This window comes from Amycolatopsis albispora (genome assembly GCF_003312875.1).
Classification (GTDB): domain Bacteria; phylum Actinomycetota; class Actinomycetes; order Mycobacteriales; family Pseudonocardiaceae; genus Amycolatopsis; species Amycolatopsis albispora.
Map to the genome: position 1 here is coordinate 339,758 of NZ_CP015163.1, position 24,635 is coordinate 364,392.

Below are 24,635 nucleotides of genomic sequence, written 5' to 3' on the forward strand. Positions count from 1 at the left end.
TCCCCGGGTGCTGGTTTCCTCTGTGGCGTACGGCATCGACCCCTCCGCTGAAGCGGCACTTTCCGATGATCACTCGACACCGGATACCCGCCGCGGCGCGGAGCTCACACCCGTCCGAGGACGCACACCGCGGGCGGGTCGAGATCGAGGACTTCGGTTCGGACGTGTTCGAATCCGGCGTCGGTGAGCATGCCTGCCAGCTCGCCGGCGGCCACCGACGAAGTGGCCGCGGTGGCACCGGCGCAGCGGGGCTGGGACACCAGCGCGATGCGCCCGCCAGGCCGCAGCAGCCCGGCGATTTCCCGGAGCCGGGCGGTGGGCTCGGGCCACATCCCGGCGGTGTTGACCGCGAGCGCGGCGTCGAACGGCCCGTCGCCGATCGACAGGTTCTCGACCGGCGCGTGCACCAGGCGCACCCGTCCGGCCCGGACGGCGCGGCGATTGCGGCGGCGGGCCTGGCGGATCATCACCCGCGAATGGTCGGCCCCCACCACCAGTCCCCGGGACGCCCGGGCGGCGAGCGCGGCGACGGCCACACCCGGACCGCACCCGAGTTCGAGGACGCGGTCGGTGGGCTGGACGTCGAGCAACCCGACCGCCCAGCGGTTGCGGGCCACGTTCGACGAGCGCCGCCCCATGATCCAGCCGGCGACGTGCCCGGCGGCCCCGGCCGGGCGGTGGAACTGCGCCAGCCCGCCGCGGGGACCCCACCAGCGCAGGAAGCGGGCCAGCACCCTTTCGTTGATCTTCATGGGCCGAGCCAAGCAGTTCAAGTACCCTTGAAGTCAATGTCTGCTGCGTCGCTGTCCATCGGTGAACTGTCCGAACGCACCGGCGTGCCGGCGAGCGCGCTGCGTTACTACGACGAACTCGGCCTGGTGCGGCCGGTGGCGCGGGCGGCGGGACGGCGGCGCTACGCCGCGTCGGCGGTCCGGGACGTCAGCGTGATCCTCTTCTTCCGCGAGATCGGCTTTTCGCTGGCGGAGATCGGGCGCTTCCTGTCGGGCAGGCGGCAGGGCAGGCAGGAGCTGATCGAGCACAAGCTGGCGGAGCTGGCCGAGCAGCAGCGCCGGATCGAAGCGGCCCGCGCCGCGCTCGAGCACGGCCGTCGATGCCCGGCGAGCGACCCGGTGAAATGCGCCCGGTTCTGGTCCATCATCGACGGGCGCCAGCGCGGCCTCTCACTGGAGGAAAGCCACGCGCGAGCGCACTGACGGACTCCCTCGCCGCCCATCTTGGCGAAGTCTTGGCGTTCTCCTGTCCGGAGGGGCGACCCGGCCCGCCGGGCCGACCGTTCTGTTCAAGACCCCGGAGCCGCGGGCTTGGCATCATGCCGGTCATGAGTGTTGATCTGTCACGCGCCGCGGCTTTCCTGGCTGGGCACGGTCGCCTGCTCGACCGGCGCCGCTTCGAGTTCGCGGTGGGGAAGGGAAGTGTCGAAAGGGTACTCGCGGCGCTCGACGGGTATCGCAACAGCGACGGCGGGTACGGCTGGGGGCTGGAGGCGGACCTGCGCGCGCCGGAAAGCCAGCTGGGTGCGGCATTGCACGCGCTCGAGGTGTTCGAGGAGATCGGCCCGGCCACCACGCCGTGGGCACGGGAACTGTGTGACTGGCTCGATTCGGTGACGCTGCCCGACGGCGGCCTGCCCTTCGCCCTGCCGATGGCCGACCCCACTGCCTGCGCGCCTTTCTGGGCCGAGGCCGACCCGGCCGTCTCGACCTTGCAGAGCACCGCCTTTGTCGCGGGCACCGCGTTGCGGGTCGCCGCGCACGACCCGGCTGTCGCGGCGCATCCCTGGCTGGAGCGCGCCACACGCTACTGCTTCGACGCGATCGCCGCGCTGGACTCGGCACCGCACGCGATCGCGTTGGCGTTCGCCGTCCGGTTCCTCGACGCCGCACACGAGCGCTACCCGGAGGCGCCGCCGCTGCTCGCGTCGATCGGCCGTTTTGTGCCGGCGACCGGCCTGGTGCCGGTCGAGGGCGGCAGCGAAGGCGAAACCATGCGAGCGCTCAACTTCGCGTGGGACCCGGACAGCCCGGCCGGCCGGCTCCTGGGGCCCGGCGTGATCGACGCCGAGCTGGACGCCCTGGCCGGGCAGCAACAGGAAGACGGCGGCTGGGCCGTCGACTTCGCCAGCTACTCACCGGCCGCCGCCCTGGACTGGCGCGGCTACGCGACGGTGGGCGCCGTGCTCACCCTTCGCCGGGCCGGGCGGCTGTCACTGAGCTGAGCATCGCGAGGCGAATAGGGTTCCCTTAGGGAACTAAGCCTGCTACCTTCCTCATCGGCTCTTCAAGGAACTCTGGGGGATGCGATGACCTTCGTCAGGCACTTCGACCACGTCGGTATCACCGTCGCCGACCTCGACGCGGCGACGGCGTTTTTTGTCGGCCTCGGTTTGGAGGCCGATCGGAAGATGGCGGTCGAAGGTGAGTTCCTGGACACCGTGATCGGCATGACCGGGGCTCGTACCGAGATCGTCATGCTGCGGCCGCCTGGCGGGGGTACGACGCTGGAGCTGTCGAGCTTCACGCGGCCGGAGCACCTGCCGGGTTCTCCGGCCGCGCCGGCCAACGAGCTGGGGCTGCGCAATGTGGCTTTCGAGGTGCATGATCTCGACGCTGCCGTCGAGCACGCCGCGGCCGAAGGGTACGGCCTGGTGGGCGGCATCGGCGAATACGAGGGCGCGTGGCGGATGGCCTACGTCCGCGGGCCCGAAGGAATCATCGTGTCGCTGGCCGAGCGCATCGGGAAGCAGGGGAACGAGCGATGAGCGTGACCGACGAACAGATTCAGGCGCTGGTGGCGACCGCGAAGCCCTACAGCCTGGCACTGCTGCACTGGGGGCCGGAGCGGGCCATGGACGGCGCGGACGCGATCGAGCTCGAACACCAGCGGCGCATGGTGTCGCTGCGTGCCGACGGGGTGATCGCGGTCCTGTGCCCGGTCGGTTCCGGCACCATCGCGGGTGTCGCGATCATGACCGTGCCGGCTGACGAAGCCGAGAAGATCATGGCCGGTGACCCCTGCGTGCAAGCCGGGATGATGCGGTGCGAGGTACACTCGTGCCACGGATTCCCGGGAGATACCCTCCCCGCATGAGCACGAGTGCGGACGGGTCGGCGCTTTTCCTCGACGACCTCCACCCCGGCATGTCGTGGGAGACACGCGGCCGCACGGTCACCGAGACCGACCTGGTGACGTTCGGCACCTGGTCGGGCGACCTGTTTCCGCTGCACTTCGACGAGGAGTACGCCAAGCGCACCCAGTTCGGCGGCCGCATCTTCCACGGCATGGGCGGGCTGGCGATCGCCGTCGGGCTGGAGATGAGCCTGGGCTGGAAGGTCGGCTCGGTGATCGCCTTCGCCGGGATCCGGGAGTGGAACTTCCTCGAGCCGATCCGCCCCGGTGACACCATCCGGGTCTGGGAAGAGGTCACCGAGGTGCGGCCCTCGGTGTCCAAACCGGACCGCGGCACGGTCACCACGCGAGTCGAGCTGCGCAACCAGGACGACGTCGTGTGCCAGGAAGGCTTGTGGGTGATGCTGTTCAGGCGCCGTCCGAACGTCCGATGAGGCCGGTGGCCCGGTTCGCCTCCCGTTGTTCGAGCACGGTGATGGCGGTGGCGGTGAGGCTGCGTTCGATGTGCGTGCGCATGAGGTCGCCGGCACCGGCGGCGTCCTGGTTCGCGATGAGTTCGACGAGTTCGTGGTGCTCGCGGTGGTCCCGGGTGCGTGGCTCGTCGCCAGGGGGCAGATCGAGGCCGAGCCGCCGGTAGCGGTCTGACTTGTCCCAGATGTCGTCGAGCATTCTGATGAGGACGTCGTTGTGCGAGGCGACGTACAGCGCCCGGTGGAAGTCGCGGTGGGCGGTGAGTCCTTCTTCGCCCCAAGTCCTGGTCACCGGCACGAGCCGGGCGGCCGCGGTCCGCAGTGCCGCGAGGTCGGCGTCCGTGCGCCGTTGGGCGGCCAGCATGGCGGCGGTCGGGTCGAGCGAGAGCCGTACCTCGAAGAGCTGGCGGGCTTCGGTGGCGTTGATGGCCGCGACCCTGGCGTCGCGCTGGGTGTCGAGGTCGATCAGGCCTTCGCTGCTGAGCCGCCGGATGGCCTCCCGCAGTGGGGTCAGGCTCATTCCGAATTCGTCGGCGAGGTCACGCTGGGCGAGTCGTGAGCCCGGCACCAGTTCTCCGCGGAGGATGCGGGCCCGTAGCTCCGTGTAGGCCGCGTCGCCCTTGCTGGAGAACATGCTCGCGGTCGCCACCGTCGCTCCCTCGCCGAAAGCCGGTGCTTGTGCATCGGCCGGAGCCACCCTACCATCCGTCGTAATTTATAAATTACAACGAGAGGTGGCCGATGAAGATCGTCTCCGTGCACGAGGGCGTCGTGCCGATCAGCTCCTCCATCCGCAACGCCTGGATCGACTTCAGCTCGATGGACTGCTCGATCGTGGCGGTGGTGTCCGACGTGGTGCGGGACGGGAAACCGCTGGTCGGCTACGGGTTCAACTCCAACGGGCGCTACAGCGCGGGCGAGATCCTGCGGCGCCGGATCGTGCCACGGCTGCTCGACGCCGATCCGGAGGCACTGCTGGCCGAGGACGGCCAGCTCGACCCCGCCCGCGCGTGGGACGTGGTGATGACCAACGAGAAGCCGGGCGGGCACGGCGAGCGCTCGGTCGCGGTCGGTGTGGTGGACATGGCGTTGTTCGACCTCGCTGCCAAGATCGCCGGGCAGCCGCTGTACCGGTGGCTGTCGGACCGCTACGGCGACGGCGAGCCCGACGACAAGGTGTTCGTCTACGCCGCGGGCGGCTACTACGCGCCCGGCAAGTCGCTGCGTGATCTGCAGGACGAGATGCGCGCGTTCCTCGACCAGGGCTACCGCGTCGTCAAGATGAAGATCGGCGGGGCGGACCTGGCGGAGGACCTCGAACGGATCGAGGCCGTGCTGGAGGTGCTCGGCGGTGACGGGTCGCGGCTGGCCGTCGACGTCAACGGCCGGTTCGATCTGACGACCGCGCTGGCGTACGCGCGGGCGATCGAGCCCTACGGCCTGTTCTGGTACGAGGAGATCGGCGACCCGCTGGACTACCGGCTCAACGCCATCGTCTCCGAGCACTACCGCGGCCCGATTGCCACCGGCGAAAACCTGTTCTCGCTGCAGGACGCGCGCAACCTGATCCGCTACGGCGGGATGCGTCCCGACCGCGACTACCTCCAGTTCGACCCGGCACTGGGCTACGGCCTGACCGAGTACCTGCGCATCCAGGACATGCTGGCCCAGCACGGCTGGTCTGCACGCCGGTGCATTCCCCACGGCGGTCACCAGTTCTCGCTGCACATCGCCGCCGCGCTCAAGCTCGGCGGCAACGAGTCCTACCCCGGCGAGTTCCAGCCCACCGGCGGGTTCGCCGACGACGCTGTCGTCGAGGACAGCTACGTCGGCCTGACCGACACCCCCGGCATCGGTTTCGAGCGGAAGGCCGAGTTCTACCGGGTGCTGCGCGCCCTGCACTGACCGCACTGACCGCACTCCCCACACAACGCCGTGCGAAGGAGCAACAACGATGTCGTCCACGTCCAGCCCGGTTCGCCGGCGGTCCCGGTTCCGCCGGTTGATCGGCGAGCTCTGGTTCCAGGTGATCGTCGCCGCCGTCCTGGGAGTCGCGGTCGGCCTGGCCGCGCCCGGTGTCGGGGCGAGCCTCAAGCCGCTCAACGACTGGTTCATCGCGCTGGTCAAGATGATCGTCATCCCGGTGGTGTTCTGCGTGGTCGCCACCGGCATCGCCTCGATGGACAACCTGCGCAAGGCGGGCCGGATCGGCGCGAAGGCGATCGGCTACTTCCTGGTGCTGTCCCTGCTTTCGATGCTGATCGGCCTGCTCGTCGCCAACGTGTTCCAGCCGGGCGCGGGCATGAACGTCGATCCCGCGACGCTCGACGCGAGCGCCGTCCCGGAGTCGGCCACCGAGGAACACGCCACCTTCACCGGGTTCGTCACCAGCCTGATCCCGGAGTCGTTGTTCGGCGCGATCACCGGCGACAACATTCTCGCCGCGTTGCTGGTTTCGATCGTTTTCGGTGTCGCGCTCAACATGGCGGGCCCCGCCGCCGCGCCGCTCACCCGCGGCATCTCGGCACTGTCCACTGTGGTCTTCCGGATCGTCGGCTGGGTGATGCGGCTGGCGCCGATCGGTACCTTCGGCGCGCTCGCCACGGTCGTGGCCACCTACGGCGCCGGTAGCCTGCAGCAGCTCGGTTACCTGATCCTGCTGTTCACCGGCACCTGCGTGCTCTACGTCGTGATCATTCTCGGGGCGATCATGCGGGCCTGCAGGCTGAGCCTGCTCGGGCTGATGCGCTTCCTCAAGGCCGAGCTGCTCGTCGCCCTGTCCACCTGTTCCAGCGAAGCCGTGCTGCCGCAACTGGTGCGCAAGCTGGAGATCATGGGCATCGGCCGCCCGGTCGTCGGCATCGTCATCCCGTCGGGTTTCTCGTTCAACCTCGACGGGTCCGCCGTCTACCTCACCATGGCCTCGCTGTTCCTGGCGCAGGCGCTGGGCATCGACCTGTCCTGGCAGCAGCAGCTGGTCATGGTCGGTGTGATGATGCTGACCAGCAAGGGCACCGCCGGGATCGCGGGCGGCGCGTTCATCGTGCTGGCCAGCACCATCACCGCGGTCGGGCACATGCCGCTGGCCGCGCTAGCGTTGATCGTGGGCATCGACCGCATCCTCAACGAAGGCCGGGTGTTCATCAACGTTCTCGGCAACGCCGTGGCCGCGGTGGTCATCGGCAAGTGGGAAAAGGACTTCGACCACCACCGGGCCACGGCGGTGCTCAGTGCACGCCGTGAGGAACTGGACGCCTACGAGTCCGAATACGACCTTGCCCAGCAACCAACGCGCTAACGCTCGGCGGCGCGGACGGCGCGGTCGCGCGTCCGGGCGTCGCTGAGCAGGGCGGCGTCGAACTCCCGCGAACCCGCGTGCACCGCGTCCAGCACGGCGGCGAGGAACAACTCCATGCTGTCCGCGGGCCGCACGCTCCGCGTCCGACGCTGGCCGTCGACCTCGATGCGCAGGTCGACGGCCAGGTCCGGCGGCGCGGAGAACGGCCGGGGCACGTCGATGGCGACGCCGGGCCCGAGCAACTGCAGGGCGTTGCGGTAGTGCGTGGTGAAGCCGAACTGCCCGACGACGGTCCGGCCGCCGGGGTAGCCGGCCAGCACGCTGTACGCCAGTTCCAGGCCGTCCGCGGTGCGGTCGCCCACGATGACGTGCACGTCGTCCGGTTCCAAACCCCACAGGACCCGGCCCAGCGAGGCGAAGTACGGGCCGGTGTCGAGAAAGGCGCCGCCGCCCGAGGACCGGTCGTGCCGGAAGTCCTCCGGCGGCACGGGCGGGGTGAACACCGCGACGGCCTGGGTGATGTCCTTGGCCAGGTCCGGCGAGAACACCGGGTGGAACGCGTAGTTCGTCGCCTCGGCCAGCACCCGCGACTGGGACCGGGCCAGCGCGACCAGCTCCTCGGCCGTGTCCAGGGTCAGGAAGGCCGGCTTGTCCACCACGACGTGATGCCCCCGCCGCAACGCGTGCCGCACCACCTCGGCGTGCGTGCTGTTGACCGTCGAAACGTAGACCAGCGCGGGTTCCGTGCCCTCCAGCGCCGCGCGCCAGTCGGTGTGCCGGCGCCCCAGCTTGGGCAGGTTGTCGACGGCACCGCCGTGCGCGCTGGCGACGTCGACGATCTCGATGCCCTCGAGCGCGGACGCCGCGGGCAGCACCCGCCGCCGGGCGAACCGCGAGAGGCCGACGAGCAGGAGCCTCACAGCAGGCACGCCATCAGGCTGCGGGCTTCGACGTTGAGGTAGTAGCCCGACTGCATCATCCGCCCGAGCAGGCCGAGCGTCATCCACCGGTAGTTCTCCGGCGCCTCGACGTGGTGGTCCTCGGGCAGCTCGATCACCAGGTGCTCGGTGTCGGCCCGGTGGAACCGGCCGCCGTCCTCGGACTGCACCGACTTCAGCCGCACCTGCCCGGTCGCCGAGCTCAGGTACTCCACCAGCGGCGGCAGGTCGCGCGCGTCACGGCAGTACCCCGGGGCCAGCTGGATGGTCGCGCCGAGCTCGAGCCGGTCGGTCGATCCCGGCTGGATCATCGCCTGGGTCAGGAACCGCAGCACGCCGTTCTGCCGCTGGCAGAGGAAGGCGACCAGGTTGCCCGGCACCGGTTCGAGCATCGGCTGCGTCCAGGTGCCGACCTCCCGGCTGGTCGCCCGCACCGACAGCCCGATGATCCGGAAGTACAGGCCGTCGCGGTGCCGGACGCTGCCGCCGTCGGCGGCCCATCCGTCCATTTCGGACAGTCCGATCCGCTTGACGTCGAGCGTGTAGTTCTCCTTCTGGTCGATCAGCCAGGTCATCGCCTCGGCCAGCTCCGCGTCGGACCGTTGCGCGTTGTGCGAGGCGACGGTCCGCGCGTGGAAGCCTTCGGCCAACTGGAGGTCGCGGGCACCGTCGTAGGAAATGCAGGCCAGCACGGTGCGGGCGTTCATGTTGACGTTGCCGAGGGCGAGCTGCCTTCGCAGCTGGCCGAGCGTGAGCCAGGTGAAGTCGTCGCGCTCCTCGACCTCCTCGTCCGGCGGGATCTCCACGATCATGTTGCGGTTGCGCTTGTACAGGTACCAGGACGCGTGCTCGGACAGCAGCCGGTCCACCAGGATGTGCCCCCGGCTGCCCCGGACGAAGTACTCCAGGTACGGCGTCGGCCGCCCGCCGTGCACGCGCTGGTAGTTGCTCTGCGTGGCCTGCACGGTCGCCGCGTACTGCACCAGCGTGGTGTTGCCCGGCTCCATCTTCACCTGCATCAGGAAGTGGAGCACCCCGTGGATCTTCTTCACCAGGATGCCCAGGATGCCGATGTCGGGCTGCACGATGACCGGCTGGCACCACTGCGGGTTCGGCCCGAAGCTGGTCCGCACCGACAACCCCTCGATGGTGAAGAACCGGCCGGTGGCGTGCTCGAGCCGGTCGTCGAGCCGCCACTCGGCCAGCGTGTCCAGCGGGACCTCGTCGACCTGGTAGCGGGAGGCGGTGAACCGCTGCTTGAGGAAGAGGTCCGGGTCCTCCGTCTGCGCGCTGATCGTGGTCAGCGCCGAAGCCAGGAAGTCCTCAGCTCGCCCGGCCGAAGTCGACATCGCGGCCAGCTCCCTTCCTCGACTGCGCCGACACTTCCGAGAGGGACGGCAGCGGGAAGACCAGTTTTCCGCCGCGCGCGACGTAGTCCTGCTCACGCTCGACGAAACCGTCGCGGAAACCCCAGGGGAGCACCAGGAGCTGGTCGGGCCGCTGCGCCTTGGCGTCCTCTTCGGACACGATCGGGATGCCGGTGCCCGGGGTGAGGCGGCCGTGCTTCTCGGTGCTGACCTCGCCGATGCACGGCAGGTCGTCGGTGGTGACCCCGCAGTGCTGCAGGATCACGTTGCCCTTGGTCGAGGCGCCGTAGCCCAGGGTCAGCTTGCCCGCGGCCTTCGATTCCTCCAAAAAGGACCGCACGTCCACGCGGACCTGCTCGACGCGGCGGGTGAAGGCTTCGTAGGGCGCGTCGGTGTCCAGCGCCAGCGACGCCTCGTACTGCCGGATCCGCTCGATCTGGGGCGTGTCGATCTTGTGCTTGGCCGGGTCCTTCACCAGCGTCACGCACAGGCTGCCGCCGTTGACGTCGGTGATCTCGGCGGTGGCCACGGTCAGCCCGACCCGGTCGGCCATCCACTCGATCTGGCGCAGGAAGTAGTACTCCAGGTGCTCGTGGCAGATCGCGTCGTAGACCGGCGTCTCCAGCAGCGGGACCGCGTAGCTCATCTCGATCATCCACACGCCGTCGTCGGTGAGGATGTCGTGCACGTCGGCCATGAACCCGAGCGGGTCGGGCAGGTCGTAGAACATCGCGATGGAGGTGACGATCTTCGCCTGGCGGGTGCCGAACTGCTCGGCGTAGGAGGACTTGCTGAAGAAGTCCGGGATCAGGTCGATGTCGGCGGGGTAGTACTCGCGCCACTTCTCGCCGGTCGGGTCCACGCCGACCCTGGTCAGCCCCGCGGTGCGGTAGCCCTGCAGCAGCGTCGAGTCGTTGCTGCCGATGTCGAGCACCAGGTCACCGCGGTCCAGGTCGACCATGCCGGTGAGCACGTCGACCTTGCGGTGCAGGTGGTTGACCATGAACGGGCGGACGCTGGAGCGGTAGCCGTAGTGCTCGCCGTACATCAGCGTCAGGTCGGAGGTGTGCCGCAGCTGCAGCAGCCCGCAGCCGCCGGGGCCGCACCGGACCAGCTCCAGCGGCGCCGTCGGCACCACCTGACCCGGCCGGGGGAAGATGCCGGTCAGCGTCTGGTTCCCCAGGTCAAGCACGGTCAGCAGCTCGGTGTTGCCGCAGATGCGGCACGCGGTGCACTCGACGATGGCCATGTTCTCGGCGATGTTCATGGCGCCTTCCAGGTGACGGCCGATCGAGTTCGGCACCCGACCGGCGGGATGGATCGCACGCGGCTCCCGGAGTTCCCGGCGCGACTCTCTTGGTGAACAGTGTGTGCCCGTGGTGGGCTCGGCATCGTCTCTTCAACTGCGCTCGTGCAGCTCTTCCTCCACGTCCACGCACTCGTAGTAGTCCGGCAGCCAGCCCTGCTTCTCGGCCTCGGCCAGCGTCGGCGCGATCTGGTCCCGCGGGGACAGGATCGGTTCGGCCGGCAACGGCAGGCCGAGGTCGGGATCGCGCGGTGACAACGCCAGCTCGTTCTCCGGGACGTACTCGCCGGAGATCATGTAGCTCATCACCGTGTTGTCCTCGAGCGCGACGAACACGTGCCCGACACCGACCGGGAAGTACACCGAGCGGAAGTAGGTCGGGTCGACCTCCACCACGTCCCAGCGGCCGAACGTGGGCGACCCGACGCGGATGTCCACGACGATGTCGAGTGCCGATCCCGCCGCGCAGTAGACGTACTTGGCGCAGCCGGGCGGGGTCACCGTGAAGTGGATGCCCCGGACGACGCCCCGGCGGGACCGGCTGTGGTTGGTCTGCGCCACGGTGAACAGCCGCTGGCCGGTCGCCCGCCGGAAGTGCGTCTCCTGGAACGGCGAGACGAACAGCCCGCGGTCGTCGTCGTGGATCGCGTCCGGCGTCAGCTCGAGGGCGCCCGCCACGGCGAGTTCGCGGACCTTCATGTCCGCCTACCCGGCCTCGCGGAACCTGCGGCGGTCGAGGACCGAGATCAGGCTGGTGGCGACTCGCTCGACCTCGGCGTCGGTCAGCGACTGGTGCAGCGGCAGCAGCAGGGTGATCGCCTCGGCCTCGTCGGTGCCGGGCAGTTCCACCCCGGTGGCGAACAACGGGACCTTGTGCAGCGGCGGATAGCGGTAGGTGGTGTAGATGCCCAGTTCCAGCAGGTCCTCGGCGACCGTGTTGCGCACGGTCACGTCGTCGAACTGCAGCCAGTAGAAGTAGTTCGTCGAGACGTGGCCCTCGGGCAGCGCCGGCGGGCGCCGCACCCCGGGAACGTCCTCGAGCAGCCGGTCGTACTGGGCGATGATCTCGCCGCGCCGCCGGATGAAGCCGGGCAGCTTGCCGAGCTGGACGCGGCCGATGGCGGCGGTCAGGTCGTTGCCGATCAGCCGCCTGCCGACCTCGTGAATGGTCTGGTCCCACCAGCGCCGCGTGCCGTTGTTCTTCATCGCGGCGAACGCGCCCCGGTCGTCGAGACCCTGGTAGGCCAGGCGGTGCGCGCGGCGCGCCAGCTGCGGGTCACGGACGTAGATCATGCCGCCGTCGCCGGTGGTGATGATCTTGCGCGAGTCGAAGCTCCAGATGGCGATGTCGGCGAAGGTCCCGCAGGCCCGGCCGTCGATGCTCGACCCGACGGCGCAGGCGGCGTCCTCGATGAACGGGATGCCGCGCTCCTGGCACAGCTGCGCGATCTCCACGATGTCGCCGGGCTGGCCGCCGTAGTGCAGCAGCATGACCGCCTTCGTCCGCGGGGTCAGCACCGCCCGCACGTCGTCGACGGTCGGGTTGAGCGTGCGCGGGCGGACGTCGCAGAAGACCGGGGTGGCGCCGGCGGCGGCGACGCAGTGGCCGTTGGCCGGGAAGCTCACCGACGGGAAGACGACCTCGTCACCGGGACCGATGTTCAGCAGCTCCATCGCCAGGTGCAGGCCGGCCGTGGCGGAGTTGATGAACAGCACCGTCTCCGCCGGCACGCCGAGGTGGTCGGCGAACTCCTGCTCGAAGGCCTTGGTCTGCGGCCCGTACCCCAGCCACTGGCTGTCGAACACCTCCGCGACGGCGGCCAGTTCCTCGGCTCCGACTTGCGGCTGAAACATGTTGATCATTCGTGCGCCCCTTCACGCGGGTCACCCCTGTCCACCGATCGATGTTGGCACGGCGGGCGGCGGCGGCCTTCCTTTGTCCTGCGCGGTTTTTCCCGGCTGACCACGTGCCGGCGCGACGGGCGCAAGCCAGGAGATGCGGTGGCCCGCCCGGCGGCGTGACGCTGGCACAGCCGACCTGACGGCAAGCCGGGGTGCCGCCCCGGCCTGGAGGAGGAGCGCGGATGGATTACGACCCGGAGCACGCCGAACTGTACGAACTGGTCTTCAACAGTCGCGGCAAGGACTTCGACGCCGAGACCGAGAAGCACGCTCAGCTGATCCGGTCCCGGTTCCCCGAGGCGAAAAGTGTGCTGGACGTCGCCTGCGGCACCGGCGCCCATCTGGCCGCGTTCGCGAAGAGGTTCGACCACGTCGAGGGCGTCGAGCTCACGCCTGCCATGCGCGAGGTCGCGATCACCCGGCTGTCGCCGTCCGCCGTCCACCTCGGCAACATGGTGAACTTCGACCTCGGCCGCACCTTCGACGCGGTAACCTGCCTCGGCAACGCGATCGGTGAGGTCGGCTCCGCCGAAGAAGTGGCGGCCACGGTCGCCAGGATGGCCGCGCACACCGTGCCGGGCGGTGTGGTGATCGTGGAGCCGTGGTGGTTCCCCGAGTTGTTCATCGACGGCTACATCGGCAGCCACCTGGCCGAAGAGGACGGCCGCGTGGTGGCGCGCGTCAGCCACTCCACCGTGCACGAGGGTCGCAGCCGCATCGCCTTCGAGGCGATCGTCGCCGACTCCGACGGCATCCGGAAGTTCTCGTCGGTGCTGTCGGTCGGCCTGTTCACCCGCGAGGAATACGAATCGGCCTTCGAGCGGGCGGGCTGCACCGTCGAGTTCGTTCCCGCACTGCGGCTGGGCGACGGACGGGCCACCAGCCCCGGCATCTTCGTCGGCGTCCGCCAGTAGGCCGCGACCACCCGGCAACGCCCGCCCGACAACGACACCAACAACGACGCACGACAACGTTTGAGGAGATGTTCGATGCGAGTCCTCGTGACAGGTTTCCCGCATGTCACCCACCTGAACCACCTCATCCCGCACGCCCAGGCGCTGCAGGCCGAGGGGCACGAGGTCGTCGTGGCCTGCCCGCCCGGAGCCGAGGAGCAGATCGTCGCCGCGGGCCTGCCCGCGATCAAGACCGGTGAGCCGGAGCCGCATTCGCTGCAGAACTGGGCGAAGTACGGCCTGCTGCCCAGCCCGGAGGAGATGGAGGAGCTGGCGGCCAAGCTCGACCTGAGCGGTGACGAGCGGGACAACTGGGACGCCTACTACCAGTTCTTCCTGTTCTCGGCCCGGTACTACCTGCCGCCGGAGCCGCGCGAGGACATCGACAACCTGATCGCCTTCGCCAAGCAGTGGCAGCCGGACCTGGTGCTGTGGGAGTCCTGGTTCCCGTGCGGCGGGGTGGTCGCCAAGGCCGCGGGCGCGGCGTCGGGCCGCGTGCTCAACGGCCCGGACTACGGCGGCTGGGCGATCGAGAAGTTCGCCGAGCGGGTCGCCGAGGGGCACGAGACGCCGGTGAACCCGCTGGAGATCTCGCTGCGCGCCCTGGCCGACCGGCACGGGGTCGAGGTCGACGACACCGTGCTGCTCGGGCACTTCACCATCGACGCGATCCCGTCGGTGTCGATGCGACTGTCGCGGAACATCTCCACCGTGCCGGTGCGCTGGGTCCCCTTCAACGGCGGCGCGGTGCTGCCGGAGTGGCTGCACGAGCGTCCCCAGCGGCCGCGCGTCGCGCTGACCGTCGGCGTCTCGACCCGGGCCTACCACGAGGGCGTCGACCTCATCCCCAAGATCTTCGAGGCGATCGACGGCCTGGACATCGAGGTCGTCGGCACGTTCAACGACAACCAGCTGGTCGGCGCGCCGCCGGTGCCAGCGAACCTGCGCGTCGTCGACTACGTGCCGTTGACCAGCCTGCTGCCGACCTGCGTCGCGGCCATCCACCACGGCGGCAGCGGCTCGTTCGTGGCGACTCTCGCCGCCGGTATCCCGCACGTCATCGCCGACACCGAAGAGCCGCAGCGGATGGTCTTCAGCGGTGAGGGCGAGTCGATTTCGGTCACCGTCACCGAGCGCAGCGTCGACGCGTGGCTCACCGCGCGGCTGGTCAAGGAGACCGGCGCGGGCGTGCAGATCAACCGCATCACCCAGTCCGCGGCGGAGATCCGCGAGGCGCTGCTCGCGGTGCTGAACGACCCGTCCTACGCCGAGGCCGCCAAGTCCCTGCACGACGCCTGGCTGGCCCGCCCGACTCCGGCCGGAATCATCCCGGAGTTGGAGAAGCTGACCGAGTTCCACCGCTCCGCTCGCTGAGTGCGAGAACGGCGAGTTGGCATTATTCAGGGAAATCCACATCGGCGGTATCGTGGATGGTGGCGGTGAGCCTCCGCGAGGCGGTGACGCGCCTCGCGGAGTTTCCTCTCCGCCGGGACTACCGGGAGCGACGAGCCTGGCGGCCGCCGCGCGCCCGCCAGACGGCGCATTTTCCCGGCATTCAGCCGAACCGGCGGTGGCAGCGCAAGCTCTCATCGCGATTCGGGGCCGGTCCGGTCGAGTTGGGGCAACCTGCCGGGATCGGAAAGGATGTCGATGGCGGCGATCTTCTCGCCGGTGATGGTGAAGCTCATGATCGAGATGAGATCGCCGTCGATGGTGTTGACGAGCCCGGCGGCCCCGTTGATGAGGACGGGCCGCGTGGTCGCCGTGGTGGCCATGCGGTGGAAGGTGGCGAGTTGACCGGCCACCGCGTCCGCGCCCCGGAGGATCCGCATGCCGCCGCCCAGCAGTGTTCCGCTGTCGGCGCGGAGCACGATGTCGGGGTCGAGAATGGACAGCAGGGCCTCGAAGTCACCGCCGCGCGCGGCGCTCAGGAAGGCGTCGACCACCCGGCGCTGGGTTGCCGGATCCGGGTCCGGAGTCGGGGCCGCGCCCTGTACCTGCCGGCGGGCGCGGCTGGCGAGTTTCCTGGCCGCGGCCGGGGTGCGCTCGACGATGGGGGCGATTTCGTCGAAGGGCATGCCGAACATGTCGTGCAGGACAAAAGCGAGCCGTTCGGCCGGGTTCAGCGACTCCAGTACCACCAGCAGCGCCAGGCCCACGGAGTCGGCGATCAGCGCCTGCGCTTCCGGATCCGTGGCGTCCTCCTGGCTGACGACCGGGTCCGGCAGCCGGGCCTCCAGCGGGTCCTCGCGCCGCAGCCGTCGTGAGCGGAGCATGTCCAGGCACACCCGGCCGACAACCGTGGTCAGCCAGCCACCGAGGTTGTCGATGTCGTCGGCCTCGGAGCGGACCAGCCTGAGCCAGGACTCCTGGACGGCGTCGTCGGCCTCGGTCAGGGAGCCGAGCATCCGGTAGGCCACCGCCCGCAGGTGCGTGCGGTGTTCCTCGAACCGGCTGGCCAGGAAGTCGTGTTCGTCCATGATCGTCCTCTCCGGTGGATCTCCTGCGAGTTTGACGCACAGAACTTCTCCGATGTGACCGATCCGGTGGTGGTCACACTCCCCGCGATCCGTGCGTCAGGGCTGTCGAGAAAGTCGGTAGCTCGAACGGATGGAGCAGGAACCAATGAACAAGATCGAGGTGCGGGGGACTGTCGCCGAGGGTTTCGAGGCGGTCGGCGAGGCGTTCGCCGCCGTGGTCGCCGAGGACGGCGCCGGTGCCGGTGCCCAGCTCGCGGCGTTCGTGCACGGCAGGCAGGTGGCCGACCTGTGGGCCGGGGACGAGGTGAGCGGTGAAACCCTGACCGGTGTCTACTCCTCGACCAAGGGCGCCGCCACCCTCGCGGTGGCGTTGCTGGTGCAGGACGGCACGCTGGCGCTGGACGAGCCTGTCGCCGCGCACTGGCCGGAGTTCGCGGCGGCGGGCAAGGGCGGGATCACCCTGCGGGACGTCCTCACCCACCGTTCCGGTGTGATCGGCGTCGACGGCGGGTTCACCGTCGACGAACTCGCCGACGACCGGGTGATCGCCCGTCGCCTCGCGGGGCAGCGCCCGTACTGGAAACCGGGTTCGGCCTACGGCTACGGCGGATTCGTGTCGTTCGCGATCGTGGGCGAAGTGGTCCGCCGGGTCACCGGCCGCTCGCTGCAGGAGATCTTCGAAGAACGCATCCGCGCGCCGTACGAATTGGACCTCCACCTCGGCCTGCCGGAGGCACTGGAGTCCCGCTACCGGGAGATCCTGCCGGGGCAGGCCAGTCCGGAGGAACTCGCGGCGTTCTGGGCGGCGGTTCCCGGTCCGCAGAGCATCACCGGGATCGGCTACGGCCTCAACTCCACGCCGCCCCTGGACCAGGTGGCCTTCGTCAACACCCGGCGGGTACGCGCGCTCGGGCAGGCTTCCGCGGGCGGCGTGGGCAACGCCCGCGGGCTGGCCGGGATGTACGCGGCCGCGGTCGTCGGCCTCGACGGCAGGCCGCCGCTGCTGAAACCGGACACCCTCGGCGAGTTCGCCATGCTGCACTCCACGGGTGGCGACCTCGTCACCGGCGCATCGGGACAGTACGCGCTCGGCTTCCAGGCCAAGGGCCTGCGTTACCCGTTCCTGAGCGCGAACGCGTTCGGGCACAACGGATCCGCGGGCTCGGAGGCCTTCGCCGACCCCGTCAGCGGCATCACCTTCGGCTACACCCGGCGCCGCTTCTCCTTCAACTGGTCCTACCCCGAACACGACCGGCTCGCCGCCGCGGTCCACCGCGCGGCCACCGCCTCCGGAAAGAACCTCTGATGACCTCACACACCGAACTCCGCTCCCAGAAGAGCGGTCTGGCGCTGCTGGTGATCGCCGCCGCGCAACTGCTGATCGTGATGGACGGCACCATCGTCACCGTCGGCCTGCCCAACATCGGGGCCGGTCTGTCCATCGCGGAGTCCGATTTGGACTGGGTGCTCACTTCGTATGCGCTGGCGTTCGGGGGATTGCTGCTGGCCGGTGGTCGCGCCGGTGACCTGTTCGGCCGTCGGCGGCTGTTGCGGGCGGGCCTCGTGGTCTTCCTGCTGGCCTCCGTGCTGGGCGGCGTGGCCCAGGACGGTGCCATGCTGATCGCCGCGCGCGTCCTGCAGGGCGTGGGCGGCGCGATCATCGCCCCCGCCGCGCTGTCGCTGCTCGCCGACACCTTCCCCGCCGGACCGGAACGCAACAAGGCGCTCGGCGTCTACGGCGCGATGGGCGGCCTCGGCGCGGTGGCCGGCCTGCTCCTCGGCGGTGCGCTCACCGAGTACCTGGGCTGGCGGTGGATCATGTTCATCAACATCCCGTTCGTGCTCCTCCTGCTCATCGGGACCCTCGCGATCGTTCCCGGCACCCGCGAACGCGGCGGCCTCGATCTGCCCGGCGCGATCACCGCGACGCTCGCACTCGGCTCGCTTGTCTATGCGATCAACCGGGCCGGGGCCGACGGCCTCGGCGACGGGCTCACCCTCACCGTCGGCGCGATCGCCGTCGTGCTGGCCCTGGCGTTCGTGACCGTCCAGCGCCGCGTCCGCAACCCGATGCTGCCCGCCGGCGTGCTGGCCGACCGGGGCAGGCTCGGCGCCAACCTGATCATGCTGCTCATGGGCGCGGGCCAACTGGCCACGTTCTACTTCCTCACCCTCTACATGCAGTCCATCAAGCACTATTCACCGATGATCACCGGGCTGGCCTACCTGCCGTTCGCGATCGGCATCGGCCTCGGCTCCGCCGTGGTCGGACCGCGGCTGCAGGCCCGCGCCCCGGTGCGGAACGTGCTGGCGACCGGCATGACGGTGGCCGCACTGGCGATGGGCTGGTTCAGCCTGCTCACCCCGGACCAGAACGCCCTCGTCACCCTGCTGCCCGCCCAACTGGTCGCCGGTGTCGGCCTGGGCATCGGCTTCGTCGCGGCGACGATCAGCGGCGTGCGGGGAGTCGCCCCGCGGGATTCCGGCATCGCCTCCGGACTCATCAACACCACCCAGCAGGTCGGCGGCGCGCTGGGCCTGGCGATCCTGGCCACCACCGCCCTCACCGTCACGACGAGCCAGCCGGGCGGCACACCGGAGCCGGAAGCACTCACCAGCGGGTACACCACCGGCCTGCTCGGCGCGGGCGCCTTCTACCTGGCCGCGATCCTCGCCGCCGTGGTGCTCCTGCGACCGGCAAGCCAGAACCGCCCGCAGCACCCCGTGTGAAGCACGCCAGCGCGGTCACATCCGCCACGCGCCAGCCGTCAAAGTACCGGCACACCAACTGAAACCGGAAACGGAGACCACCATGAACACCACCACGACGACCCAGCGGGAAACCCTCCACTCGCGACTGCCCAACCCCGCCGTGCTCATCCCCGAGCTGGGCGAAATCGGCGCAGCCCTGTTCAAAGCGACCGGGAACGGGTCGATCCCGCAGGCCACGATCAGCCTGGTGCAGTTGCGCGCCGGTCAGCTCGTCGGCAACACCTACCTGACCGTTCTGCACACCGGCAACCTCCGCAAGGCCGGGGAGTCCGAGGAGCGCATCACCGCCGTGGCGTCCTGGCGGGACGCGCCTTACTTCACCGACGCCGAACGTGTCGCACTGGCGCTCGTCGAGGCCGTCCTCACCCCGAACCCGCACGGCGAGCGGGTCTCCGACGAGCTGTCCGCCCAGGCCGCGCAGCACTACGACGACAAGGCGATCGCCACCCTCGCCATGGCGATCGGCCAGATCGGCTTCTTCATCCCCCTCGCCCTCATCGGCAAGCCGCTCCCGGGTGTGTCGTCCGCGGAGCAGTGGCGGCAGTAACCCCGCAAACAACTCCGGGGGAGGACACGGCAACCGTGTCCTCCCCCGGACGATGGTCGACCACCTCAACCCGCGGCGCGAATGACGAACCCCGCCTACCTGATGCCGCCCGCTCCGGCGCTGAATTCACGTTTCGACCGGAATCGCGCTGTGGGAGGCCATCGACGCGGCACTGCGTGCGGCCTGCGAGCTCCCGCTGACCTGGTTCGAGGTGATGCGGCTCGCGCTCAGCGACGGGCGGATGCGCTTCGGCGACCTGCGCACCACGGTCGAGGGAATCAGCGGGAAGGTCCTCACCGACACCCTGCGGGATCTGGAACGCGACGGACTCGTCGCGCGCCACGTTCACGCCGAGCTGCCGCCCAGGGTCGAATACGAGCTGACCGCGCTCGCGGCGCGGGAAACATACGACGCGGCCAAGGCGAATCAGAGACCGAAAAGCTTGCGGGCGTTGCCGCCGGGGAACGGGACGCCCGAGTCCATCCAAGGCGTGAGGTGGACCACTCGGGCACGTTGGTTACGTTGAGGTGAATGGCGGCTTCTCCTCATCATCGGCGTACCCGAGAACTCCCGGGCTGCTCTGGGCGGCGGTGCGCCCGGCAGCCGCCTTCGGGCTGGTGCCCGCCCTCGCGGGCTTCCTCGTCCTGCTCGGCGTGGTTTCCGGCATCGACCTGGTCAACGGCGCGGTGACGGTGGACCGCGTGGTGTCGCACGGCATCATCGTCGCGGGCTTCGTGCTGCTGATCGCGGTACACCGGCAGCACCGCGAGAACTCCGGCCCCAGCCCAGCGGCCCACGACCCCGCCGACGACGACCAGACCCGTACCAGTGGTCAGCACGCACTCGCCCGTCCACAACCCCGGACACGCCGGACGTTCCGGACGCTCTTCGGCCGAGACGCGGCCTGACCGTCCCCGCGGTTTTCCGTGGGACAGGAAGTCCAAAGAGGACACCCGGGCGCAGGTCAGGAACGGATCCGAAACCGCTCCCGGTAGTCGCCCGGCGTGACGCCGAGGGAGCGGCGGAACGCGCGGGCCAGGGTGTCGACGGTGCCGAAGCCGCAGGCGGCCGCCACCCGGTCGAGCGTGTCGTCGGTGGTCTCGAGGTGGTTCCTCGCGAGCTCGACGCGAGCCTGCTCGATGTACGCGGCCGGCGTCGTGCCGAGCTCGGTCTTGAAGATGCGCGTGACCTGACGGTCTCCCACGTGGATGTGTGCCGCGAGGTCGGCGACCGTGATCGGTTCCGCCGCGTGCGCGGCGACGTAGTGCCGCAGCTCCTCGACCCGTCTCGTGGTCGAGACCGGCTCGAGCGGGACGCTGAACTGGCTCTGTCCGCTCGGCCGCTTGAGGTACATGACCAGCTGCCGCGCGACCCGCAGGGCGAGCTTCTGCCCGAAGTCCTCAGCGACCAGGGCGAGGGCGAGGTCGAGGCATGCCGTCAGTCCCGCTCCCGTCCACACGTTCCCCTCGCGGATGAAGATCGGGTCGGGGTCGACGTCGATCTCCGGGTGCTCCGCCGCGAGCTGGCCGGCCGTCGACCAATGCGTCGTGGCCCGCTTGCCGTCGAGCAGCCCGGCACCGGCGAGCACGTGCGCGCCGACGCACACCGACGCCACCCGCCTCGTTCTCGGGGCCAGCGCGCGGACCCGGTCGACGACGCCCGGATCGACGAGGGCGGTGACCCGGCGCTGGGTGTCGACCTCGACCGCGCCGGGCACGACGAGGGTGTCGATCGTTCTCCCGGCGACCTCGTCGAACGTGGTGTCCGGCAGGATCCGCACCCCGGCCGAAGTCGTCACCGGGTCCATCGTCTCGGCAGCGAGCAGCACCTCGTACCCGGTTGGCTCGTCCATCTCCCGCTGCAGCAGCGAGAAGACCTCGGGCGGGCCGGTGACGTCGAGCAGGTCGACCCGCTCGAAGAGCACCACAACCACCAGTCGCTCGATCATGCCCGCCCTCGTTCAGCCTATGTCGGTATTTGCAGGTTACATGACATTGCCGACACCGCAGCGTGCTCTTAGCGTCGATGACGCATCGTTCACGCACGAGAAAGAGGACCCTCATGGCACGCACGACACTGCGTGAGCTCAACGGCTTCGACAACACCCCCGCGACCCTCAAGGACGCGACCGTCGTCCTCGTCGACTACCAGAACACCTACACCACCGGTGTGATGGAGCTCGAGGGCTGGGAATCCGCGCTCGAGGCCGCCGCGGACCTGCTCGCCCGCGCCCGTGACGCCGGCTCGACGGTCATCCACATCGTCAACGACGGCGGCGAGGGCAGCCCGTATGACATCACCGCCGAGATCGGCCAGATCCATCCCCGGGTGGCGCCCGCCGCGGGCGAGGCGGTCGTCGTCAAGGGCGCGCCGAACGCCTACGTCGGGACGAACCTCGGCGAGCTCGTCGAGGCCGCCGGCAACGACGACGTCGTCATCGCCGGGTTCATGACCAACATGTGCGTCCAGTTCACGGCCGAGGGCACGTTCCTGGCCGGTAAGAAGCCCACTGTCGTCGCCGACGCCTCAGCGACCCGGCCACTGGAGACCGCGGTCGCCCGGGTCTCGGCCGAGCAGCTGCACAACAGCGCACTGGCGACGATCGGCGACCTCTACGGCGTCGTCGTCCGGACGGCGGCCGAGCTTCACTGATCCGGTTCGAGGAGCAGTTGCCGGGCACGGTGCGACGGTTGCTCTCGTGGTCCAGGCCGGCACGCTCGTGCGTCGGTGACGTGCTCAGGCGACCTCGGGCCACGCGGTGGAGGTGACTGCGAGGCGGGGCTCGACTCAGAACTATTGTTCGCGTACTCTAGTCCTATTGTTCGATTGGACTAGGAGGCACGAACGGATGCGGCAGGCATCAGAGCGCGCGGTGAGCGCGGCTGGCCGGGCAACGGGGTGGACGCTCGCGCTGCTGGCGACGGCGCAGTTGATCATCTCGCTCGACATCAACATCGTCTTCGTCGCGCTGCCGGAGATCGGCTCCGGTCTGGGCTTCGACGGGCAGACCTTGCAGTGGGTCGTCTCGGCCTATGTCGTGTTCATGGGCGGGTTCATGCTGTTCGGTGGCCGTGCGGCCGACGTGCTCGGTCAGCGGCGCGTGTTCATCGCCGCGTTGTGGGTGTACGCGACCTCCTCGCTGCTGGGCGGTCTGGCCTGGGCTCCGGAGGTGCTGATCGCGGCCCGTGTGTTCCAGGGCATCGGCGGCGCCATGCTGTTCCCGGCGACGCTGTCGCTGCTGAACCGGCTTTACGCCGAGGGCGCGGCCCGCAACCGGGCGCTCGCGGTCTGGGGTGGTGCGGGCGCCTCGGGGCTGACGATCGGGTCGCTCGCCGGTGGTGTGCTCACCGGCGCTTTTGGCTGGCCGGCGGTGTTCTACGTCAATGTGCCCTTGGCCGGGATCGTCGCGTTGGCGGCGTGGAAGCTGATCCCGCACGATCCGCCCCAGGCCGCGAAGCGCCGTTTCGACTTGCCTGGTGGTCTCACCATCACGGCCGCGGCGACGCTCATCGTGTTCACCCTGGTGCAGGGGCCGGAGACCGGCTGGGCGAACGCGACGATCGTGACGACCGCGATCCTCGCGGTGGCCTTCTTCGTCGCGTTCCTGCTCATCGAGCGCAGGGCGCCGGACCCGTTGATCCCGTTCCGGTTGTTCGGTAACCGCTTCACCGTGGGCGGGGCCGCGACCACGTTCCTCTACATGGGCTCGTTCGGTGCGCTGCCGTACTTCCTGACCGTGCTCTTGCAGGACGTGCACGCGTTCACGCCCTTGCAGACAGGGCTCGCGTTCCTGATCCCCTCGGCGGCGATCCTCCTCGGCACCCAGGCCGGTGGCAAGCTCACGACCAGCCGCGGAGCACGTGCCGCTCTGCTCGCCGGTTCGGTGCTCGGCATCGCGGGCACCGCGTGGTGGGCGCTGGAGGCGACCGCGACGGGGAACCTGTGGTCGATGACGCCGGGCATCGTGCTCTCCGGGCTCGGGCAGGGCATCGTCTGGACCGCGATGTGGGCCGCGGTCGGCACCGGCGTGGCCGACCACGAACAGGGCATCGCCTCGGGTATCGGCTCGACCACCCAGAACACCGGCAACGCCATCGGTCTGGCGATCTGCGTGGCCATCAGCGCGGCGGTGGCCGAGGGCGCGAGCAAGGAGGCGATCACCGCGGGTTCGCGGGCCGCGATCGTCGCCGCGACCGCCGGGATCGCGATCATCGCGGTCGTGGCGGCGGCGCTCGTCCCGACGGATAGTTCGTCAGAACTAGCAGAACCGTAGAATGGGTATGATCGGCTTCATGGCGGTGACGATCCGAACCGGCGACATGCAGCTCCCCGACGTGCTCACCGCGCTCGGCCATCCGGTGCGGCTGCAGATCGTGCGCGTGCTCGCCGATGACGACGAGCACCGCTGCGGCGGGATCGTGGACGGCATCTCCAAGTCCACGCTCACGCACCACTGGAAGGTGCTACGAGACGCGGGAGTCATCAACCAGCGCCCCTCGGGACGCGAGAACCTGCTTTCGCTGCGCCGCGACGACCTCGATGAGCGGTTCCCCGGACTGCTTGACAGCATCCTCGCAACTCAGGAGTAACAGGGGTTAACACGGGCCACCACCCGCTCGCGCGGGCGGTGCGGGTGAGCAACTGGACTTCGCGCTGAACAGGCGCGATCGGCGCAAGGCACGACGCCGCAGTCGATGTCGGCTCGTTCGCGCGCGCTTGTTGAGGCCGTTCGAGCCGAACGTAGGCGCGGATAACGCTTGGCGCCGCTGTGGTGGGTGCTCGGAGCCGCACGACGGCTCATGGCGTCCCTGCCGATGGGTTCGGCATGGCGGTGGCCTTGCTCGACGCCGAGGAAACCGACGCCCTCGACTCCGCCACCACGCACACGGTGGAGGCGGGCACGTTCGCTATCAGCATCGACGGCGCCCACCCCTCGACGCACCTCGACTACAAAGATGCCACGTTTGCAATGCATATCGTCGGTATTCCAACCTGCGGGTGGTGCCAAGAACTCGTCAAGAAAGCCGCTGGTGGTGTTCGGGGCGTGTCAACGGCGCTCGCGCCGCGCTTTGGTGTGCGCTGGGCTGGGTGGCATGCGGACAGCTCCACCTGTTCCGGCGGGGTTCGGTTTCCCTCTTGGTGTGGTGCTCGGCGCGGCGGGCACGGCGCTGGCGGTGGCCGTCGGTGCGAAGGAGGCGCCGGTCGTCTCGCTTGTCGCGATGGTCGTGGTGGTCGATGCGACCGCCATGGTCACGGCCGCGCGGGCGGCGGTGGCGACCGCGGCGGTGTGCTGGGCGCTGCATTCGGGTTTTGTGCTCGGCGAGCACGCGGAACTGACCTTCACGGCCGAATCCGGGCGGGCCGCCGCCGTGCTTGCCTTGTGCGTGCTCACCGCGTCGGGCTTCGCGTCGCTGCTGCGGTCGGTCCGCGCGCCACGGCGGGAGGCTCGGTGATC

At 69.7% G+C, this 24,635-nt stretch carries 27 protein-coding genes; 18 read left to right on the top strand and 9 right to left on the bottom strand.

Annotated elements, in window-relative coordinates; translation table 11 throughout:
- Positions 1 to 104: 104 nt before the first annotated feature.
- Positions 105 to 752 carry a class I SAM-dependent methyltransferase gene (locus tag A4R43_RS01765; RefSeq protein ID WP_113690661.1) on the bottom strand — a complete coding sequence of 216 codons (648 nt, stop codon included), beginning with the start codon at positions 750 to 752 and terminating at the stop codon, positions 105 to 107.
- 36 nt (positions 753 to 788) lie between these two features.
- Here A4R43_RS01765 and A4R43_RS01770 point away from each other — a divergent pair, with 36 nt between their 5' ends.
- The 5 genes from A4R43_RS01770 (at position 789) to A4R43_RS01790 (ending at position 3,581) form a co-directional block, all read left to right on the top strand.
- Entirely contained in the window at positions 789 to 1,214 is a 426-nt protein-coding gene (locus A4R43_RS01770) for a MerR family transcriptional regulator (protein ID WP_113690662.1), read from the top strand.
- Between the two features lie 125 nt (positions 1,215 to 1,339).
- A complete protein-coding gene (locus A4R43_RS01775) occupies positions 1,340 to 2,236 on the top strand; it encodes a prenyltransferase/squalene oxidase repeat-containing protein (RefSeq protein WP_113690663.1) in 897 nt (298 codons plus the stop codon).
- 84 nt (positions 2,237 to 2,320) lie between these two features.
- Positions 2,321 to 2,779, top strand: coding sequence for a VOC family protein (locus tag A4R43_RS01780; protein WP_113690664.1), 459 nt, complete (start codon positions 2,321 to 2,323; stop codon positions 2,777 to 2,779).
- A 2-nt stretch (positions 2,780 to 2,781) separates the two neighbouring features.
- A complete protein-coding gene (locus A4R43_RS01785; RefSeq protein ID WP_205215205.1) occupies positions 2,782 to 3,108 on the top strand; it encodes a YciI family protein in 327 nt (108 codons plus the stop codon).
- Positions 3,105 to 3,581, top strand: coding sequence for a MaoC family dehydratase (locus A4R43_RS01790; RefSeq protein ID WP_113690666.1), 477 nt, complete (start codon positions 3,105 to 3,107; stop codon positions 3,579 to 3,581). Before A4R43_RS01785 ends, A4R43_RS01790 begins: the two co-directional genes overlap by 4 nt.
- Here A4R43_RS01790 and A4R43_RS01795 read toward each other — a convergent pair.
- A complete protein-coding gene (locus A4R43_RS01795; RefSeq protein ID WP_113690667.1) occupies positions 3,556 to 4,266 on the bottom strand; it encodes a GntR family transcriptional regulator in 711 nt (236 codons plus the stop codon). The two genes, A4R43_RS01790 and A4R43_RS01795, sit on opposite strands and share 26 nt — an antisense overlap.
- Positions 4,267 to 4,358: 92 nt before the next feature.
- Between A4R43_RS01795 and A4R43_RS01800 the strand changes: the two genes are divergently transcribed.
- Positions 4,359 to 5,522, top strand: a complete 1,164-nt coding sequence (locus A4R43_RS01800) for a mandelate racemase/muconate lactonizing enzyme family protein (protein WP_113690668.1) — start codon at positions 4,359 to 4,361, stop codon at positions 5,520 to 5,522.
- 49 nt (positions 5,523 to 5,571) lie between these two features.
- On the top strand, positions 5,572 to 6,915 hold the full coding sequence (locus A4R43_RS01805) for a cation:dicarboxylate symporter family transporter (protein ID WP_205215206.1): 1,344 nt from the start codon (positions 5,572 to 5,574) through the stop codon (positions 6,913 to 6,915).
- On the opposite strand, the gene A4R43_RS01810 is transcribed toward A4R43_RS01805, so the two are convergent.
- From A4R43_RS01810 to A4R43_RS01830, 5 genes are all read right to left on the bottom strand, one after another.
- Complete coding sequence (locus A4R43_RS01810; RefSeq protein WP_162788266.1) at positions 6,912 to 7,844, bottom strand: Gfo/Idh/MocA family protein; 933 nt, start codon at positions 7,842 to 7,844, stop codon at positions 6,912 to 6,914. The two genes, A4R43_RS01805 and A4R43_RS01810, sit on opposite strands and share 4 nt — an antisense overlap.
- A complete protein-coding gene (locus tag A4R43_RS01815; protein WP_113690670.1) occupies positions 7,832 to 9,202 on the bottom strand; it encodes an NDP-hexose 2,3-dehydratase family protein in 1,371 nt (456 codons plus the stop codon). The genes A4R43_RS01810 and A4R43_RS01815 overlap by 13 nt, the downstream gene beginning before the upstream one ends.
- Positions 9,177 to 10,487 (bottom strand): class I SAM-dependent methyltransferase, encoded by a 1,311-nt coding sequence (locus A4R43_RS01820; RefSeq protein ID WP_236808711.1) that lies wholly within the window; start codon positions 10,485 to 10,487, stop codon positions 9,177 to 9,179. The genes A4R43_RS01815 and A4R43_RS01820 overlap by 26 nt, the downstream gene beginning before the upstream one ends.
- Before the next feature lie 132 nt (positions 10,488 to 10,619).
- On the bottom strand, positions 10,620 to 11,225 hold the full coding sequence (locus A4R43_RS01825) for a dTDP-4-dehydrorhamnose 3,5-epimerase family protein (protein WP_113690671.1): 606 nt from the start codon (positions 11,223 to 11,225) through the stop codon (positions 10,620 to 10,622).
- 6 nt (positions 11,226 to 11,231) lie between these two features.
- Positions 11,232 to 12,389, bottom strand: a complete 1,158-nt coding sequence (locus A4R43_RS01830; protein ID WP_113690672.1) for a DegT/DnrJ/EryC1/StrS family aminotransferase — start codon at positions 12,387 to 12,389, stop codon at positions 11,232 to 11,234.
- 221 nt (positions 12,390 to 12,610) lie between these two features.
- Here A4R43_RS01830 and A4R43_RS01835 point away from each other — a divergent pair, with 221 nt between their 5' ends.
- Positions 12,611 to 13,342 carry a class I SAM-dependent DNA methyltransferase gene (locus A4R43_RS01835; RefSeq protein ID WP_113690673.1) on the top strand — a complete coding sequence of 244 codons (732 nt, stop codon included), beginning with the start codon at positions 12,611 to 12,613 and terminating at the stop codon, positions 13,340 to 13,342.
- A 75-nt stretch (positions 13,343 to 13,417) separates the two neighbouring features.
- The gene (locus A4R43_RS01840; RefSeq protein ID WP_113690674.1) at positions 13,418 to 14,755 is read left to right on the top strand and encodes a nucleotide disphospho-sugar-binding domain-containing protein; all 1,338 of its coding nucleotides are present in this window, start codon (positions 13,418 to 13,420) and stop codon (positions 14,753 to 14,755) included.
- 212 nt (positions 14,756 to 14,967) lie between these two features.
- Here A4R43_RS01840 and sigJ read toward each other — a convergent pair whose 3' ends face one another.
- A complete protein-coding gene (gene sigJ, locus A4R43_RS01845; protein ID WP_113690675.1) occupies positions 14,968 to 15,861 on the bottom strand; it encodes an RNA polymerase sigma factor SigJ in 894 nt (297 codons plus the stop codon).
- 145 nt (positions 15,862 to 16,006) lie between these two features.
- On the opposite strand from sigJ, the gene A4R43_RS01850 reads away from it, so the two are divergent.
- The 5 genes from A4R43_RS01850 (at position 16,007) to A4R43_RS01870 (ending at position 20,088) form a co-directional block, all read left to right on the top strand.
- A complete protein-coding gene (locus A4R43_RS01850; protein WP_113690676.1) occupies positions 16,007 to 17,167 on the top strand; it encodes a serine hydrolase domain-containing protein in 1,161 nt (386 codons plus the stop codon).
- Positions 17,167 to 18,591, top strand: a complete 1,425-nt coding sequence (locus A4R43_RS01855) for an MFS transporter (protein ID WP_113690677.1) — start codon at positions 17,167 to 17,169, stop codon at positions 18,589 to 18,591. The genes A4R43_RS01850 and A4R43_RS01855 overlap by 1 nt, the downstream gene beginning before the upstream one ends.
- An 82-nt stretch (positions 18,592 to 18,673) precedes the next feature.
- Positions 18,674 to 19,180 carry a carboxymuconolactone decarboxylase family protein gene (locus A4R43_RS01860; protein ID WP_205215207.1) on the top strand — a complete coding sequence of 169 codons (507 nt, stop codon included), beginning with the start codon at positions 18,674 to 18,676 and terminating at the stop codon, positions 19,178 to 19,180.
- Positions 19,181 to 19,394: 214 nt separating this feature from the next.
- Positions 19,395 to 19,706, top strand: coding sequence for a winged helix-turn-helix transcriptional regulator (locus tag A4R43_RS01865; protein WP_113690678.1), 312 nt, complete (start codon positions 19,395 to 19,397; stop codon positions 19,704 to 19,706).
- Positions 19,707 to 19,770: 64 nt separating this feature from the next.
- Positions 19,771 to 20,088, top strand: coding sequence for a hypothetical protein (locus tag A4R43_RS01870; protein WP_113690679.1), 318 nt, complete (start codon positions 19,771 to 19,773; stop codon positions 20,086 to 20,088).
- Between the two features lie 56 nt (positions 20,089 to 20,144).
- On the opposite strand, the gene A4R43_RS01875 is transcribed toward A4R43_RS01870, so the two are convergent.
- Complete coding sequence (locus A4R43_RS01875; RefSeq protein ID WP_113690680.1) at positions 20,145 to 21,128, bottom strand: GlxA family transcriptional regulator; 984 nt, start codon at positions 21,126 to 21,128, stop codon at positions 20,145 to 20,147.
- 113 nt (positions 21,129 to 21,241) lie between these two features.
- On the opposite strand from A4R43_RS01875, the gene A4R43_RS01880 reads away from it, so the two are divergent.
- The 4 genes from A4R43_RS01880 (at position 21,242) to A4R43_RS01895 (ending at position 24,633) form a co-directional block, all read left to right on the top strand.
- Positions 21,242 to 21,832, top strand: a complete 591-nt coding sequence (locus tag A4R43_RS01880) for an isochorismatase family protein (RefSeq protein WP_113690681.1) — start codon at positions 21,242 to 21,244, stop codon at positions 21,830 to 21,832.
- A 196-nt stretch (positions 21,833 to 22,028) separates the two neighbouring features.
- Positions 22,029 to 23,453 (top strand): MFS transporter, encoded by a 1,425-nt coding sequence (locus A4R43_RS01885; RefSeq protein ID WP_113690682.1) that lies wholly within the window; start codon positions 22,029 to 22,031, stop codon positions 23,451 to 23,453.
- Between the two features lie 19 nt (positions 23,454 to 23,472).
- On the top strand, positions 23,473 to 23,769 hold the full coding sequence (locus tag A4R43_RS01890; protein WP_113697286.1) for an ArsR/SmtB family transcription factor: 297 nt from the start codon (positions 23,473 to 23,475) through the stop codon (positions 23,767 to 23,769).
- A 504-nt stretch (positions 23,770 to 24,273) separates the two neighbouring features.
- On the top strand, positions 24,274 to 24,633 hold the full coding sequence (locus A4R43_RS01895) for a hypothetical protein (RefSeq protein WP_162788267.1): 360 nt from the start codon (positions 24,274 to 24,276) through the stop codon (positions 24,631 to 24,633).
- Positions 24,634 to 24,635 lie beyond the last annotated feature (2 nt).